18 protein-coding genes and 1 riboswitch are annotated in these 15,053 nt (G+C 37.0%); of the genes, 13 read left to right on the top strand and 5 right to left on the bottom strand.

The window, feature by feature from the left end; translation table 11 throughout:
• Positions 1-4: 4 nt before the first annotated feature.
• The 4 genes from KFE94_16410 to bla all read right to left on the bottom strand — a co-directional run bounded on the left by KFE94_16410 (position 5) and on the right by bla (position 3,362).
• Positions 5-1,000 carry a hypothetical protein gene (locus tag KFE94_16410; protein ID UTW66212.1) on the bottom strand — a complete coding sequence of 332 codons (996 nt, stop codon included), beginning with the start codon at positions 998-1,000 and terminating at the stop codon, positions 5-7.
• Between the two features lie 217 nt (positions 1,001-1,217).
• Complete coding sequence (locus tag KFE94_16405) at positions 1,218-1,847, bottom strand: hypothetical protein (GenBank protein UTW66211.1); 630 nt, start codon at positions 1,845-1,847, stop codon at positions 1,218-1,220.
• Between the two features lie 10 nt (positions 1,848-1,857).
• Positions 1,858-2,571: an SIMPL domain-containing protein gene (locus tag KFE94_16400; protein ID UTW66210.1), complete on the bottom strand. Its 714-nt coding sequence runs from the start codon at positions 2,569-2,571 to the stop codon at positions 1,858-1,860.
• A gap of 59 nt (positions 2,572-2,630) precedes the next feature.
• Complete coding sequence (gene bla / locus KFE94_16395) at positions 2,631-3,362, bottom strand: subclass B1 metallo-beta-lactamase (GenBank protein ID UTW66209.1); 732 nt, start codon at positions 3,360-3,362, stop codon at positions 2,631-2,633.
• A gap of 112 nt (positions 3,363-3,474) precedes the next feature.
• Positions 3,475-3,567, top strand: a riboswitch (TPP riboswitch).
• Positions 3,568-3,635: 68 nt separating this feature from the next.
• Between bla and thiS the strand changes: the two genes are divergently transcribed.
• The 11 genes from thiS to KFE94_16340 all read left to right on the top strand — a co-directional run bounded on the left by thiS (position 3,636) and on the right by KFE94_16340 (position 12,258).
• Positions 3,636-3,836, top strand: coding sequence for a sulfur carrier protein ThiS (gene thiS / locus KFE94_16390; GenBank protein UTW68303.1), 201 nt, complete (start codon positions 3,636-3,638; stop codon positions 3,834-3,836).
• A gap of 23 nt (positions 3,837-3,859) precedes the next feature.
• Positions 3,860-5,719 (top strand): phosphomethylpyrimidine synthase ThiC, encoded by a 1,860-nt coding sequence (gene thiC / locus KFE94_16385; GenBank protein ID UTW66208.1) that lies wholly within the window; start codon positions 3,860-3,862, stop codon positions 5,717-5,719.
• A gap of 24 nt (positions 5,720-5,743) precedes the next feature.
• Positions 5,744-6,340, top strand: coding sequence for a thiamine phosphate synthase (locus KFE94_16380; GenBank protein UTW66207.1), 597 nt, complete (start codon positions 5,744-5,746; stop codon positions 6,338-6,340).
• Complete coding sequence (locus KFE94_16375) at positions 6,337-7,083, top strand: hydroxymethylpyrimidine/phosphomethylpyrimidine kinase (protein ID UTW66206.1); 747 nt, start codon at positions 6,337-6,339, stop codon at positions 7,081-7,083. The genes KFE94_16380 and KFE94_16375 overlap by 4 nt, the downstream gene beginning before the upstream one ends.
• Positions 7,076-7,681: a thiamine phosphate synthase gene (thiE, locus tag KFE94_16370; protein ID UTW66205.1), complete on the top strand. Its 606-nt coding sequence runs from the start codon at positions 7,076-7,078 to the stop codon at positions 7,679-7,681. The genes KFE94_16375 and thiE overlap by 8 nt, the downstream gene beginning before the upstream one ends.
• A 10-nt stretch (positions 7,682-7,691) precedes the next feature.
• A complete protein-coding gene (locus tag KFE94_16365) occupies positions 7,692-8,468 on the top strand; it encodes a thiazole synthase (GenBank protein UTW66204.1) in 777 nt (258 codons plus the stop codon).
• Positions 8,468-9,586 (top strand): 2-iminoacetate synthase ThiH, encoded by a 1,119-nt coding sequence (gene thiH / locus KFE94_16360; GenBank protein ID UTW66203.1) that lies wholly within the window; start codon positions 8,468-8,470, stop codon positions 9,584-9,586. Before KFE94_16365 ends, thiH begins: the two co-directional genes overlap by 1 nt.
• A gap of 150 nt (positions 9,587-9,736) precedes the next feature.
• Entirely contained in the window at positions 9,737-10,282 is a 546-nt protein-coding gene (locus KFE94_16355; GenBank protein ID UTW66202.1) for a hypothetical protein, read from the top strand.
• Between the two features lie 203 nt (positions 10,283-10,485).
• Positions 10,486-10,737, top strand: coding sequence for a type II toxin-antitoxin system ParD family antitoxin (locus KFE94_16350; GenBank protein UTW66201.1), 252 nt, complete (start codon positions 10,486-10,488; stop codon positions 10,735-10,737).
• Positions 10,734-11,033 (top strand): type II toxin-antitoxin system RelE/ParE family toxin, encoded by a 300-nt coding sequence (locus KFE94_16345; GenBank protein ID UTW66200.1) that lies wholly within the window; start codon positions 10,734-10,736, stop codon positions 11,031-11,033. The genes KFE94_16350 and KFE94_16345 overlap by 4 nt, the downstream gene beginning before the upstream one ends.
• 160 nt (positions 11,034-11,193) lie before the next feature.
• The gene (locus tag KFE94_16340; GenBank protein ID UTW66199.1) at positions 11,194-12,258 is read left to right on the top strand and encodes a HesA/MoeB/ThiF family protein; all 1,065 of its coding nucleotides are present in this window, start codon (positions 11,194-11,196) and stop codon (positions 12,256-12,258) included.
• Here KFE94_16340 and KFE94_16335 read toward each other — a convergent pair.
• Positions 12,255-12,977, bottom strand: coding sequence for a 1-acyl-sn-glycerol-3-phosphate acyltransferase (locus KFE94_16335; protein ID UTW66198.1), 723 nt, complete (start codon positions 12,975-12,977; stop codon positions 12,255-12,257). The two genes, KFE94_16340 and KFE94_16335, sit on opposite strands and share 4 nt — an antisense overlap.
• Positions 12,978-13,053: 76 nt before the next feature.
• Here KFE94_16335 and KFE94_16330 point away from each other — a divergent pair, with 76 nt between their 5' ends.
• Both KFE94_16330 and KFE94_16325 read left to right on the top strand, forming a co-directional pair.
• Positions 13,054-14,409: a GIY-YIG nuclease family protein gene (locus tag KFE94_16330; GenBank protein ID UTW66197.1), complete on the top strand. Its 1,356-nt coding sequence runs from the start codon at positions 13,054-13,056 to the stop codon at positions 14,407-14,409.
• Between the two features lie 86 nt (positions 14,410-14,495).
• Positions 14,496-15,008, top strand: coding sequence for a hypothetical protein (locus KFE94_16325; protein UTW66196.1), 513 nt, complete (start codon positions 14,496-14,498; stop codon positions 15,006-15,008).
• Positions 15,009-15,053: the final 45 nt, after the last annotated feature.

The following is a 15,053-nucleotide window of genomic DNA, read 5'->3' as shown; positions in this document are numbered from 1 at the left end:
CTCATTATTTAGTATTAAACATTAAAGAAAACTTTAGCACATGACTGGCCATTTCAAATCGATCTAAATCACCACCGGTATAATACGCGTCCCATAAGTAGGAGAATTTCACAGCGTTCCTATTTTTCAGGTAAATCAGATATTCAAGAGCTGCTCCTGTTCTAAATCCGGAGAAAAACTTGAATTGGTAATCGTCAAATAATTTGGGATCATTTAACACACTCGATTGCCCGGCATATACATACCCATTTCTAAAGGTATTATTCATCAAACCCAAATCATATCTCAGGGATAACCTTTTGGTACGTGGCTTTAACGTGTATTTAATGAACAAAAACTTCTTGTGTTTCTCTTTCATTCGGGAAACATCTCGTTGCACCCTTCCCGAACCATATAAAGTCGTAATCCACTCAATTCCTACAGCATTATTTTGAAGCGCTGAATTCAATCGGTAGTTATAGGTCGAATTCAAAAGTCCTCCGGCTCTAAAAAACCATTTCTCATTACTCCATTTTTCGATGTTATACAATCGGGAATAAAAAGCAGAAAATGTCATCACATTACTAATGGCAACGTTATCTCCCACTACCGATCTATATTTACCCAATGAACTTGATAGTCCCAAATTCATTTCGAATTTAGCTGCGTACTTTTGATATGCTATCGAGAAATATTTAGGACTCCCATTGTAAACCAATGGCGAAGTCGCAAAATCTCTAAAGTTTGAAAAGTTTATCCCCACACTTAATTCCAAATAAAACGCTGGCTTGATTATATCATCCGTATATGGCAGATCTAAAGTGATGGGTTGTTCTATAAATGGTTTATCCTTTTCAAGCGCAGATATCGAAGGCATTTCAAATTCTGAAAGGTCAGAGTTCAGCGTACCACCAAGGTTTAGAGGCTCTACCTTAAAACTTCGATCCTGAAATTCATCACTTTGTGCGGATATCCACAGTGGGGATATAATCCACATTAAAATCAGTAGTTTTCTTTTCATACTTTTTTTAAATCATTAAACATAAACGCAAAAAGCGCATACACTAGCAACAAGTTTTTAAACTCCTTACTAAGGTATGCGCTTTTTACACAAAAATTATACTTCTACATCCCCAATTTCTTCCTTAGTGATAGGATGTAAAATTCGATGCGAAATTACACATCCGTTTATTTCTTGCAAAAATTAGTTTCCAATTTTATGCTTTACGATTCCTTATTTATCTCACGGTTTCCCAATATTGAAGAAACGTATCTTTTAATTGAATAAACCTTCCTCGTTGCGCTACTGGAATTTGTTCCTGATACCTTTCCGGTTCATAACTACTAATGTTACAATACGATACCGCATCAAACATTTCTAATGTAGTTACACATCCATCACGAATAACTACCAGATTTTCTTTCATTTCACCCGGATGTTCTCCGGCTACTTTTATGTAATCTACATTGACAGAATCCGCATTTAATTTACAGATTTCATTCTGATCCCAAAACTGAAGTAAACTATCTATTTGCGATGCGTCCTTTAATCTTTGTTTTTTAGCCTGAATCCTTTTTACCTGATCGTATACACGATTACGACTTTTAAAACGGACTTTGAGTTCTATTTTCTCCCAGCGCTCATCACGATATCCAAAAGCATAATAGGTTTGAACATCTCCCATCGCACATCCAACCGAATAAGATAAAACCAGTTTATATTTATCCTGAAGGTAGTTCTTTAATACAGACTCAGATGCAACTGAATCTGTAGCAATATGTTTATTCGTAAACCTATCATTTGCAAATACTGTCGATATCAACAACAATATTCCCAATATTAATAACCTGTTTAATGGAAAACGCATTCGCTATTCATTAAAGGATTTCAAACTTCACGTAAATACTGGATTGTAATTTGATCTTCTTAAATTGGATTTCCGGAAGTTGCTTTATACCGTCCACATAATCGGCTTCACTGGCTATAGACACACCCCTCAAATTCATTAATTTTCGAGGTAAATTCGGCACAGAATTTTGCTCATATATCACGATTGGATTTCCCATTTTTTCATCAATGGCTGCCAACAAATATTCCGCTTTGTCTTTAGCTGCTTTAATCGCCATAATACGTACCTGCTTTTTAAACTCTTCAATTTTTGAATGACTTACATGCGAGATATACGCATCTAAAATTTTTAGAGCATCCAGTTTTTCAAATACTTTTCCTACTGTTGTCGCATCAGCAACTTTTAGAGTATAACTCTTTTTGGATACCACATCTTTCTTGGTCCAGCCTACTTTAACGTAATCTGCATTGGCATCAGATAAAGTCAGGTTTTCCATAGGAATACCTAATTCTTTTACGGCATTCTTTAAATCCACCTCCTGAGATTCCACAGTAATTTTCTTTTTGCCTTCCTGTCTTTCCCGAATGGTAATCGAAATATAGATTTCATCAGGGATGATTTCTAATTCGCCATTTCCTACAACTTCGATATAGTTTTTCTTGGTGGGTACCTCAGGGGTCATTTGTGCAAAAGCACTGGTTGTAAATAACATTAACCCGGTTAAATAAGCGTATATTTTCATAAGTTCAGATTTTAGTATAAAACGATCTCACGATCGTTTTGGTTGAATTCTAATATTAATTATTCTTTAAATTTTTCAATGGTATAATCCAGGAGTTCCATTCCTCCATATTTCCCATGGCCCGGAATTACATATTTTAACTGCGGATATTCCGTTTTGATTCTACCTACAGAAACAGACCATTCTTTGACATTGGCATCTTCCAAATTTCCCTTTCCTGCGCCTACAGACTTAATCATACAACCTCCATACAAAACATCTTCCTCAGGAATGTAACTGACTATATTATCTTCCGTATGCCCTGGTCCGAAGTATCTATTTACGATGATCTTTCCTCCTACTGAGATGGTGTCTATTTCATAAAATCCGGTTTGCGGCAATTCTCGATCTTGTTCACGCGCCAATTCAATTGTTTTTTGATTGGCATATGAAGAAATTCCAGCATCATGAAAAGCTTTTAAGCCTCCCAAACAATCCACATGAAAATGATTTACAATCACACCCACAGTTTGCGCTCCCAATTCATCCTGTATATAATTCATTAATTCCTGTGACACTTCATCATCGGTAGGTGTATCCATGACTATAGCCTCATTCCCCACGACATAAAACGCACCATTACACGCTACATTTCCAAAATCCTGCGTCTCTAAATATGAAACATGCTGATATACATTTTTTGATATCTGTTTGATTTTTAGCGTTTCTGTTTCATAAGGTTCCTTTTCCGGTGCAGAAGTACATCCTAGTAATCCAATAGTAAGAAGTCCGAATAATCTGATCATTTTCATATGTTTCGAAAATAACGTTTTACACAAGTTTTCCATATGCGGTGTTCAAATAAAAATTACAATACTTCGAAATATTGAACTATGTTTGTCCGGTCGGCAATCGACAAGACATATTAAACTTTAGGTGTAGCTAGAAATAGTTTGAGAAATAGCCTTTGAACCTGATTTGGTTAATACCAGCGTAGGGAAAAGTTGTAGTGTTCGTTCGGAATACTACGTATTATTTCATTTTATTTTTTGGTTTACCCTATTTCAATGCAAAGCATTTTGAATATGACTATTCAGGTAAACAATGTTTCTCACTCAGTGGAAAACTCCAGTTCGTTGGATGATGTCTTAAAACAACTAGACATTCAAACCACAGGGATTGCTGTGGCTGTCAACGAACAAATTATCACACGATCCAAATGGGATTCCACTTCTGTTGCGGATCAAGACCAAATTCTGATTATTAAAGCCACACAAGGTGGTTAATCCAAAAAATTAAAGCTGATACAATGAAAAAGAAGGACACAGCACCAAAGCAGGACGGAGTTACCCGTCAACCGTTTCCAAATTCAAAGAAAATCTACGTTTCAGGAAAAATGTATCCTGAATTAAAAGTAGCAATGCGTGAGATCGAATTGAACGACACCGTAGATTCAATGACGCAAAAAAGAACACCAAACGAACCTGTAACTGTATATGATACTTCAGGTCCATATACCGATCCCAACAAAGAGATCAACATTCACAATGGTATTGAGCGCATTCGTGAAAAATGGATTTTAGATCGCGATGATGTAGAAGAACTGGACGCCTTCTCTTCTACTTACTGTAATGAAAGACTTAACGATAAAAGTCTGGATCATTTAAGATTCAATTTAGTACGTAAACCTAAGCGTGCGAAAAAAGGAAAGAATGTATCACAGATGTACTACGCAAAACGTGGAATTATCACTCCGGAAATGGAATATGTAGCCATTCGTGAGAATCAACGTATTGATGAAATGACACGTTTGTCAGAACAACATCCGGGAGAAGATTTTGGCGCGAGTATTCCGGCTAAAATCACCCCAGAATTTGTAAGAGATGAAATCGCGAGAGGACGTGCAGTCATTCCTTCAAACATCAATCACCCGGAAAGTGAGCCCATGATTTTGGGAAGAAACTTCTTGGTGAAGATCAATGCCAATATTGGAAACTCTGCGACTACCTCTTCAATTGAAGAAGAAGTAGAAAAAGCCGTTTGGGCGTGTCGCTGGGGCGCAGATAACATCATGGACCTTTCAACCGGTAAGAATATTCACGAAACCCGTGAATGGATTATTCGTAATTCTCCGGTTCCGGTAGGTACCGTTCCAATTTATCAGGCTTTGGAAAAAGTAAACGGTGTAGCAGAAGACCTGACCTGGGAAATCTTTAGAGATACATTGATTGAACAAGCTGAACAAGGTGTGGATTACTTTACCATTCACGCGGGTGTGCGTTTAAGATACGTACCAATGACCGCTAAAAGAATCACCGGAATTGTATCACGCGGTGGTTCAATCATGGCCAAATGGTGTCTGGCACATCACAAAGAAAGTTTTTTGTATACTCATTTTGAAGAAATCTGTGAAATCATGAAAGCATATGACGTGGCATTCTCATTAGGAGATGGATTACGTCCGGGATGTGTAGCCGATGCCAATGATGAAGCGCAATTTGCGGAATTAGAGACTCTAGGTGAATTAACCAAAATTGCCTGGAAACACGATGTGCAAACCTTTATTGAAGGTCCGGGTCACGTTCCAATGCACATGATCAAAGCCAACATGGAAAAACAATTGGAAGCTTGTGATGAAGCTCCTTTCTATACATTAGGTCCGTTAACTACTGATATTGCTCCGGGATATGATCATATTACTTCCGGAATTGGTGCAGCTATGATTGGCTGGTATGGTTGTGCGATGTTGTGTTATGTTACCCCTAAAGAGCATTTGGGTTTACCAAACAAAAATGATGTACGTACAGGTGTGGTGACTTACAAATTGGCAGCACATGCAGCGGATTTAGCCAAAGGACATCCGGGTGCACAGCATAGAGATGATGCGTTAAGTAAAGCACGTTTTGAATTCAGATGGGAAGATCAGTTCAATTTGAGTTTAGATCCTGAATTAGCGAGAGAATATCATGATGAGACACTACCTGCTGAAGGTGCTAAAATTGCCCACTTCTGCTCTATGTGTGGACCAAAATTCTGTTCTATGAAGATTTCTCAGGAAGTTCGTGATTTCGCAGCGGAAAATGATGTGAAAAATGACGAGGTCTTTGAAAAAGGAATGGAAGAAAAATCCAAAGAATTCATCGAAAAAGGGTCTGAGGTTTATCTATAAAATGAACTCAAATTAAATTCTGATATGCTTATTGTAGTTACATCTGAGCACCACATTCCAAATGAAACAAATTGGATCAACCAAATGTTTCAAAATGGATTGAAGTACTTGCATTTACGCAAACCCGGATATTCTATGGAGGCATATCAGGATTTAATCGAACAAATTGAATCCCAATATCATCGTAAAATCATGATTCATGAATACCATGAATTGTGTATCCAATACGGATTGAGGGGGATTCATATTCCGGATCGTACGAAATCCGAAATCGCAGATTTTGATCAATATGTAAATACGTATTATGCACAAGATTTCGTAGTGAGTAGTTCGTTTCATGATGTGACATCGATTCAAACATTTCAAACGCATTTAGATTATTACATCCTAAGTCCGGTATTTGACTCTATCTCCAAAAACGGATATTCAGGCAAGCAATTTAATGTACACCGTCAAGATCGACTGATTGTTGGACTGGGTGGAATTCATCCGGATAACATTGCACAGACACTAAAACTCGGATATGATGGTGTAGCGGTATTGGGAAGCATTTGGCAAGCCACCAATCCATTACAAAGCTTTCAAAATATCCAAAAACAATATCAGACGGCTTTAACATGAAAAACAGACCGTACATATTGACCATTGCCGGATTAGATCCTTCGGGAGGTGCCGGATTATTGGCTGATATCAAAACTCTGGAACAACTTCAGTGTTATGGTTTAGTGGTATGTTCTACAAATACCATTCAGAATGATATTCGCATGGATGATTGTTTATGGACTGACACCAATATCATGAGACACCAAATCGATCTTTTATTTGAGAGATTCCACATAGATTTGGTGAAGATTGGCGTTATTGAAAACTGGGAAGTTCTGGATCAAATCACAGATTATTTGATCAGCAAAAACAATCAAATCAAAATTGTTTTAGATCCGGTTTTGAAATCCAGTTCGGATTATGTGTTCCATGAATCAAATGATACTGTTTTGGAAAGTGTACTGCGCAAAATCTATTTGATCACCCCTAACTTGCCTGAAATACAAACATTATGTCCGAAGCTGAATATCTCACAGACTATTGCTTTTATTACTTCTAAAACTAATCTGTTGCTCAAAGGTGGACATGATCTCGAAAAGGTTGGATATGATCAATTGTATTTCAGAAGCGGTTCTTCCGTAGAACTAACGCCTGCAAACACAGATGTTACTGAAAAACATGGAAGTGGCTGTGTACTCTCTTCTGCGATTACCGGGTATTTGGCCTTAGGTGATTCATTGGAAGATGCTTGCACAAAAGGTAAAATGTATACGGAAAAGGTATTGGGTTCAAATCAAACTTTATTGGGCTATCATGGATAAATGGTATTACATATCGCAAGAGTACCATTTGCAAAACATCCAAAATGTTTGTGAAGCAGGTATTCGTTTGGTACAACTACGTGCTAAAAACTTGAAGGGACAAGAACTTTTAGAATTGGCTCTGGCAGCGCAACAGATTTGTAAAACGCATCAAGCTACATTTATCATCAACGATCATGTGGCTTTGGCCAAAGAAATTCATGCCGATGGGGTGCATTTGGGACAAAATGATATCAGTCCTATAGAAGCGCGTGAACTTTTGGCTCCGCACCAGATTATTGGAGGAACTGCGAATACATTCGAAGATTGTAAAAAACTCATTGCACAAAAAGTAGATTACATTGGACTGGGGCCATTTAGATACACTACAACCAAAAAGAATTTAAGTCCCATTCTTGGGCTTGAGGGATATCAAAGTATCGTCTCAAAATTGAAGCATGCAGGGGCCACTACTCCTATTTACGCGATTGGAGGAATTACACAAGCGGACTTCAATGATTTATTAAAAACAAACATTTATGGAATCGCTATTTCCGGACTGATCTCACATCAATCCCCGGAAAGTATCAAAGACATTTTAGCCATTCCTACTTTGTAAAAACAAGAAAATGGAAACATTACATATAGCAGATAAAACGTTTCATTCCAGACTATTTACCGGAACGGGAAAGTTCAGTTCCAGTCAACTCATGCGTGATGCCTTGTTGACTTCAGAAAGTGAGCTCATCACGGTAGCTTTAAAACGTGTGGATGTTCAGAATGAACAAGATGATATTCTGACACATCTGAATCATCCACGGATTAACTTACTCCCAAATACTTCTGGTGTAAGAAATGCCAAAGAAGCTGTATTTGCGGCTCAGTTGTCCAGAGAAGCACTGGAAACCAACTGGGTAAAACTGGAAATCCACCCGGATCCCAAGTACCTACTTCCGGATCCAATTGAGACCTTAAAAGCCGCTGAAGAATTGGTAAAATTGGGTTTTGTAGTGATGCCCTATATCCATGCCGATCCGGTTTTATGTAAAAGATTGGAAGAAGTCGGGACCCAATGTGTGATGCCTTTGGGTGCACCTATTGGAAGTAACAAAGGTTTAAAAACCATGGACTTCCTGGAAATCATTATCGAACAAAGTAATGTCCCTGTGGTAGTAGACGCTGGAATTGGTAGCCCTTCACATGCCGCACATGCCATGGAATTGGGTGCTGATGCAGTATTGGTGAATACTGCTATCGCGGTTTCTCAAAACCCGGTTGAAATGGCCAAAGCGTTTAAAATGGCTGTGGAAGCTGGACGTATGGCCTATGAAGCCAAATTGGCTCCGATCCAAAAACACGCGGAAGCAAGTAGTCCGTTAACGAGTTTCTTAAGTGAATCGAATTAATGCAAACGTTTAAAGACATATTTGATCAATATAACTGGGAGCATACTTTAGATAGTATCCTTTCTAAAACTACAGCAGATGTACAACATGCGCTGTATGCCCCCAAAAGAACTTTGGAGGATTTCAAAGCTTTGATCTCCCCTGCTGCCAAACCATTTTTGGAACAAATGGCGCAAATCAGCATGCGGCAAACCAAAAAACGTTTTGGCAATACCATGCAGATGTATGCACCTATGTATTTGAGTAATGAATGTCAAAACGTTTGTACGTATTGTGGTTTTAGTTTTACCAACAAAATCCCTAGGCGTACACTTACCGATGATGAGATTTTGCAAGAAGTGGCTTATTTAAAATCAAAAGGTTACGATCATATCCTACTCGTTACCGGTGAAGCTAACAGAACTGTCGGTGTAGATTATATCAATCATGCCATTCAACTCATCCGATCACAGTTTGCCAATATCACCATTGAAGTACAACCATTAGATCAAAACGAATACGAACTTTTGATTGAAAATGGATTATATGCGGTTTTGGTATATCAGGAAACCTATCATCAGGAAGAATACAGAAAACATCATCCCAAGGGTAAAAAATCCAATTTCCAATATCGTCTGGAAACCCCGGATCGTCTGGGAAGGGCTGGAATTCATAAAATTGGTTTAGGCGCATTATTTGGTCTGGAAGATTGGCGTGCAGATAGTTTCTTCACTGCATTGCATTTAAAATATCTCCAAAAGACCTATTGGAAAACCAAATATTCTATTTCGTTTCCAAGGTTACGTCCGCATACCGGTGATGTTCAACCCAAAGTGGAAATGACCGATGCTGATTTGGTGCAATTAATCTGTGCGTATCGATTATTTGATGAAGATGTGGAGCTATCGCTATCGACCAGAGAAAGTGAATTATTTAGAGATCATGTCGTCCATTTAGGAATTACAACCGTAAGCGCAGAATCTAAAACCAATCCGGGAGGCTATGCAGTAGAACCGGAATCATTGGAACAATTTGAAATTTCTGATAATCGAACTACCGAAGAAATTGAACAAATGCTGCAATCCAAAGGCTTTGAAGTCGTTTGGAAAGATTGGGAACAGTTCTTACCAATGACTTGATTATCAGGCAAGCATATATAATGAAATATCCTATTGTAAATGGTTATAGTCTTTTGAAGTTATTTAGATTAGATCTTATATTTATACAATTGTTGACAACCATTAAAAAACAAATACTGACTTCAAAACCTACAGCAAAAAAACAATACTATGAAATACCTTCTCATAATAATTTCCCTCGTGACCTTTCTCACCACAAAAGCTCAATTCACAATAGATTATTCAGAATTAAAATTAAATAATCGGGAATATCGATTAGTCCAAGTAGGGATAAAAGGAGAACAAAAAGGAAAACTTAGTGAAAAGTATTACCATAGTGATCAGAAAACCAATAAAAGGAGGTACATGAAGGATATACCTTTTTTACTTTTTTTTATTAGTGCAGAAGATGCTAAAATTCGGAATAAAGCCTATCAAACAGAATCATTTACAAAGGACGATACAATATGTAGTTGTGAGTGGGATTTTCAATATGAGAACAAACTACTCTTCGGCCATTGTTATGGTATTTTTCATTTAGATACCTTAAAAAATACGTTTACAATAGAGAAATATCGGTTTCATGGGCCAAATTTATACGAGCCTCCAAGTATAAGGACATTTAAAATTATAAGCTTAAATGAAAGCGAATTAACAATTATGGACATTACTGATTTAAATAAACCAAGACACTATATTTTTAGAAGAAAAAAATAGCAGTAGCTAACAATGGCTATAAGCAACTGTTTGTTGTCGCCTACTTTGGAAATTTTAGCAGGCACTTAAAATACTAAGCTTTAAACAACGTAATTGTTAGTCCACTAAATTCATTAGCCACAACCCATCTAAAACGAAATCAGAAAACCCTATTTCGATTTAATACCAACATTTGGTATATTTGAAGTGATATTTTTGGAATTATGGCAAAAAATACATCTATATTATTAGGCGATTATTTTGACAGTTTTATAAGCCAACAGATTAAAACTGGAAAATATACTTCAGCAAGTGAGGTTGTAAGGGCAGCATTAAGGATGTTCGAGCACGAAGAATCTAAAAAAACCGAGTTGATTAAAAAGTTAAAAAAGGGTGAGAAATCTGGTTTTGTTGAAAATTTCGACCGTAAAGAACTTTTAAATAGTCTTCATAATAGATATTTGACTGAAGAATGAAGTATAAAATCAGTCACGAAGCAAATCAAGATTTAGAAAACATTTGGATTTACACTTATGAAAACTGGTCACTTGAACAAGCAGATAGATATTTCAACCTTATAATGGACGAAATTGAGTATTTGGCAAATAATCCAAAGTCCGGAAAAAATTATGACCACCTTAAAAAAGGGTATTTCCGTTCCAAAATAAAATCTCATTCCATTTTTTACAAAACGAACTCTAAGAAACAGGTAATTGAAATTATCAGAGTTTTACATCAAAGAATGGATATCGAATCGCGACTAAATGAATAAAAAATGGCTATAGCTAACAATAGCTATAAGCGTTCCTTCTTACCTACTTATGAAAATCGCCCTAATTGATTCACTTTTACTTTAATTCGAATTATAAAAGTTATTGTTCCATAAGATTTTCACCTAATTTCTATCAGCCCTTCTCTATCTTTGTAGCTGCATGTTTACAGAAAAAGAGCAACAACAATACAATCGTCATCTGATCTTAAATGAAATTGGTGCTGAAGGTCAGGAAAAGCTAAAGTCTGCCAAAGTTTTAATGATTGGCGCGGGTGGACTGGGATGCCCCATTCTACAATATTTAGCTGCAGCGGGTGTAGGCACCATTGGAATCATCGATCATGATCGTATTGATGTAAGTAATCTTCAACGTCAGGTATTGTATAATCATGAGGATGTAGGAAAATACAAAGCTGAAGTAGCTGCAAAAAAACTAGCTGTACTCAATCCATTTATCCAATTTGAAACCTATACAGAAAGACTGACCACTTTAAATGCCGTAAAGCTTTTTGAATCATATGATATTGTGGTAGATGGAACAGACAACTTCCCTACCCGTTATTTAATTAATGATGCTGCCGTTTTAGCTCAAAAACCAGTGGTATTCGGCTCCATTTACAAATTTGAAGGTCAGGTATCTGTTTTTAATTACAAAGGCGGACCGACCTATCGTTGTGTGTTTCCCACACCTCCTAAAGCTGGTGAAGTTCCAAATTGTTCACAAATTGGCGTACTAGGTATTTTACCGGGGATTATAGGGAGTTTTCAAGCCAATGAAGTCATTAAAATGATTTGTAATATTGGCACACCATTATCTGGTAAACTACTGACCTACAACACCCTCAGCATGCAACAAATGATTTTGAATGTCACAAAAGACGAATCATTAAATATTACCCAACTAGAAGAAGATTATGCTTTAGAATGTGAAGTTCCTTCTGCATATCAATTCATTTCTTTAAAAGATTTCAAAGCATCAGAAAAGGAATTTCAAGTATTGGATGTCAGATCTGAACAAGAACGTGAAGTATATCATATAGGTGGACAACACATTCCATTTGTAGAACTAGACTGGAGATTAGATGAAATCCCTAAAGATGGTGCTATTCTGATCTATTGTAATCAAGGGGTTACAAGTCAGCAAGCCATCATGTTATTACAAAAGCATGAGTTCAAAAATCAGTTTTACAGTTTAGAAGGCGGTTTGGAACAATATCAAGATTAGACATCCACTCTAACCGGAATTCCGTACATTTCTCTCACTTGATCTTCAATATGTTTGGCCAGGACATCCGGTTTATTCACATCAAATTCTGATACATCTACAATTTTACCGATTTTCACCGTCACCTTACCTGGTCTAATCTTGTACCCGGGAGGGTTAATGTATTTGGAACCAATAATCGCCACCGGAACCATATTGATTTCATTTTCTAACGCCAGAATAAAAGAACCTCTTTTAAATAGTTTCATTTGCCCATCTCTTGGGCGCGTCCCTTCCGGAAAAGTAATAATATCTTTGCCTTTCTTGATCTCACGTCCGGCCTTTTTCAAACTTTCCATCGCATTTTGATGGTTCTTACGATCTACAAAGACCATCCCCACTGCTTCGACATACCAACCAAATACCGGGATTTTTTTCAATTCTGCTTTAGCTAGAAAAAATAGTGGAACCGGAATCGTTTTAAACAAAATGGGAATATCAAATGCAGACTCGTGATTGGAAGTATAAATGACATGTTGATCCGTAGGAATATTCTCTACGCCCTCCACTTCTATTTTAACTCCGGACACGCCCAAAACCAGTACGGACCATATTTTGGAACTGACCCAAATGGATTTTTTTTGTCCTACAAACGGTAAAATCACCAAACCTAAGATAGCACTTAGTAAGGTCAATATCCAGATCAACAGGATTTGAATGGCGTTTAGTACAAGTCTCACGATCCTTTTCTAATTAGATGCACAAATATATCAGCAAAATCAAATTACAAAAAGCAGAACATATACTTTTGAAGCAATGTTATTCGCAGTTGTAGATATCGAAACCACCGGAGGAAATGCCAGTCAATCTAAGATTACTGAAATCGCTGTTGTGATTACAGATGGCGAAAACATTTTGGAAGAATACGAATCTTTAGTAGATCCGGGAATTCATATTCCCAGTTTTATTACCAACCTCACCGGAATCACCAATCAAATGGTTGAAGATGCCCCGGATTTTAATGAGATTGCACCACGCGTTTCGGAATTATTACAAGACAAAGTTTTTGTGGCACACAATGTCAATTTTGACTATTCATTCGTCAAAAAACAATTGGAAGAAGCAGGCTTCCCTATTACGCCAATGAAAATGTGTACCGTTCGATATAGCCGAAAAATCGTTCCGGGACAACGATCTTATTCTTTAGGCAATATCAGTTCGTATTTTGATATCCATAATCCCAATGCACACCGGGCGATGAGTGATACCATCACTACAGTACACCTGCTCCATGAGTTGCTTCAACGGGATATTTCGGATTACTGGAAATCCTATATTCAGGGGAAATCAAAAGAAATCAATCTACCGTCAGGATTGGATATTGAAATCTTTAATAACCTACCCGAGCAGCCCGGAGTATATTATCTAAAAAATGACGTGGGTGAAATCCTGTATATTGGAAAAGCCATTAAGATCAAATCCAGAATTGCGCAGCATTTCTCCAATGATAAAACTTCATCCAAGTCTACAGCTTTTCATAAAGAAGTGGCCCAAATAGACTATTATCTCACAGGTTCTGAGTTTTTAGCATTGTTGTACGAAGACTCCGAAATAAGAAAATACTGGCCACCGTATAACAAAGCACAAAAACACAACCCTAAAAAGTTTCATATCAGTTATTATTCAGATCAAAACAATAACTGGCGAATCGGAATCATGTCTGGTAAATTCTCAGGTAAAAAACTGATCACCGCTTACAGTATGTTAAGCGCCCGGGAACGTTTACATGAATTGGTTAAAACCTATCAGCTCAATCCGAAATTTTGTCAAATCGATATAGCCGGACTTTCTCACATTACAGATGAAGAGCACAACAGTAACTTTTCTAATGTGTTGAATAATCATTCTGAACATCCTAAAGATTTTGTGATCTGGGAAGAAGGGAGAAAATCAAATGAAACAGCTTTTATTCTAATCAAAGATTTCCAATTTTATGGATTCGGATTTATTGCACCCCACAAAAAAACAACGCATTTTAATCAACTTCAACCTCATACCATCACCGCAAAACCATCCGGAATAAGTTCCAAATACATTTCCAATTATCTGGAAACGGCTACAAATGCATCCCTCTCCATTATTCAGTTTAGTAACGAACAAACGTTATTTTAATATTTCAAAAAGATTATAAAACATTAGTAATCAGATGTTTTATTTTTAATTTATTAACTTTGTTAGCAAACCTAACACTAAATATCATGGTCAATCTAAAACTAACTCAAGAAGATCGGTCAGAAATGAAACGATTTTATCTTGAACAATTGGAAGAGGCGCTTCGTAGGGTGAAGCACTTTAAAACGATTCTTAAAAAGCTGGAATCGGATGATTTAACACAAGTCGATACAGAGACGTATGGAATTTCTTTACAACTTCATGAACAGAATAGACAACGAGTAGATTCCGATCAAAAAAATAGCCGAGGAAGAAAATCGATTTGGGGACAGTTTATTCTCAATCAACTTCAAAAAGAGGATCGTCCACTTTCCTATACCGAAATTATCCGAACGGCTATGTCGAGTTTTAATATTCCGGAATCCAAACTCAAAAATGTTAAACAAGCCATTACCAATAGTTCTTTTAGACTTCGGGTCACCAACAAGAAAATAGATACTTTCGGGCTTCCCGGAAAAAAGGAACGTTTTTTATGTTTAATCTCCTGGTTTAAAGACGGTATTCTTAAAAAGGAATATCAGAATAAATTAAGTTCGTAACATCCTATTAAAACCTATTTACACTATACTAAAAGCCCTACCGCC

The organism is bacterium SCSIO 12643, assembly GCA_024398135.1.
Lineage (GTDB): Bacteria > Bacteroidota > Bacteroidia > Flavobacteriales_G > Salibacteraceae > CAJXZP01.
The sequence above is the reverse complement of the archived record's forward strand: the minus strand, read 5'-3'. Positions and strand labels throughout refer to the sequence as shown.

What these genes read in the sequence shown, in the direction of transcription:
- KFE94_16410 (UTW66212.1), bottom strand. Translation starts at nt 1,000, where the DNA reads ATGAAAAGAAAACTACTGATTTTAATGTGGATTATATCCCCACTGTGG.
- KFE94_16400 (UTW66210.1), bottom strand. Translation starts at nt 2,571, where the DNA reads ATGAAAATATACGCTTATTTAACCGGGTTAATGTTATTTACAACCAGT.
- KFE94_16355 (UTW66202.1), top strand. Translation starts at nt 9,737, where the DNA reads ATGAAATACCTTCTCATAATAATTTCCCTCGTGACCTTTCTCACCACA.
- KFE94_16325 (UTW66196.1), top strand. Translation starts at nt 14,496, where the DNA reads ATGGTCAATCTAAAACTAACTCAAGAAGATCGGTCAGAAATGAAACGA.
- thiE (UTW66205.1), top strand. Translation starts at nt 7,076, where the DNA reads ATGGATAAATGGTATTACATATCGCAAGAGTACCATTTGCAAAACATC.
- thiH (UTW66203.1), top strand. Translation starts at nt 8,468, where the DNA reads ATGCAAACGTTTAAAGACATATTTGATCAATATAACTGGGAGCATACT.
- KFE94_16340 (UTW66199.1), top strand. Translation starts at nt 11,194, where the DNA reads ATGTTTACAGAAAAAGAGCAACAACAATACAATCGTCATCTGATCTTA.
- KFE94_16330 (UTW66197.1), top strand. Translation starts at nt 13,054, where the DNA reads ATGTTATTCGCAGTTGTAGATATCGAAACCACCGGAGGAAATGCCAGT.
- KFE94_16405 (UTW66211.1), bottom strand. Translation starts at nt 1,847, where the DNA reads ATGCGTTTTCCATTAAACAGGTTATTAATATTGGGAATATTGTTGTTG.
- KFE94_16380 (UTW66207.1), top strand. Translation starts at nt 5,744, where the DNA reads ATGCTTATTGTAGTTACATCTGAGCACCACATTCCAAATGAAACAAAT.
- KFE94_16375 (UTW66206.1), top strand. Translation starts at nt 6,337, where the DNA reads ATGAAAAACAGACCGTACATATTGACCATTGCCGGATTAGATCCTTCG.
- KFE94_16365 (UTW66204.1), top strand. Translation starts at nt 7,692, where the DNA reads ATGGAAACATTACATATAGCAGATAAAACGTTTCATTCCAGACTATTT.
- thiS (UTW68303.1), top strand. Translation starts at nt 3,636, where the DNA reads ATGACTATTCAGGTAAACAATGTTTCTCACTCAGTGGAAAACTCCAGT.
- KFE94_16345 (UTW66200.1), top strand. Translation starts at nt 10,734, where the DNA reads ATGAAGTATAAAATCAGTCACGAAGCAAATCAAGATTTAGAAAACATT.
- thiC (UTW66208.1), top strand. Translation starts at nt 3,860, where the DNA reads ATGAAAAAGAAGGACACAGCACCAAAGCAGGACGGAGTTACCCGTCAA.
- KFE94_16350 (UTW66201.1), top strand. Translation starts at nt 10,486, where the DNA reads ATGGCAAAAAATACATCTATATTATTAGGCGATTATTTTGACAGTTTT.
- bla (UTW66209.1), bottom strand. Translation starts at nt 3,362, where the DNA reads ATGAAAATGATCAGATTATTCGGACTTCTTACTATTGGATTACTAGGA.